This window comes from Streptomyces sp. BE20, assembly GCF_036322525.1.
In the GTDB taxonomy this organism is placed as follows: Bacteria; Actinomycetota; Actinomycetes; order Streptomycetales; family Streptomycetaceae; genus Kitasatospora.
Map to the genome: position 1 here is coordinate 1 of NZ_JAQYWW010000423.1, position 370 is coordinate 370.

Here is a 370-nt window from a genome sequence, read left to right on the forward strand (position 1 = left end):
AGCTTTGGGCGGGAAGTTGACGGCCGCGAGGAACTCGGCGGCGCTGGAGGTGTCGAGCGCGTGGTAGACGTCGGGGACGCGGACGTCGAACAGCGGGCGGGCGCGGCGGGCGTCGATGCGCGCCAGGTCGGTCAGCCGGATGTTGGGGGTTCGCTGGGCGATGATGAGTGCGTTCCTCGGCGGTTTGCGCGGGAGCCCGGCGAAGAGCTCGGTCCCCCCGGTGCTGCTGTGCAGCGGGTAGTCGGGTAGGGCGGTGAGGAAGCCGAGTGCGGGGTCGATCCGGCGCAGGCGGGCACGGAGGTTGTAGTACTGACGGAAGAAGGCGTGGAACCCGCGGTTCATCGTGACGGTGGTGCCGTCGGCGAGGGTG

Annotated in this window: 1 pseudogene; it reads right to left on the reverse strand. The window is 70.5% G+C overall.

The features are described 5' to 3' along the window. A pseudogene (locus tag PUR61_RS03395) lies at positions 1-342 on the reverse strand (isorenieratene synthase); the annotation flags it as partial. Positions 343-370 lie beyond the last annotated feature (28 nt).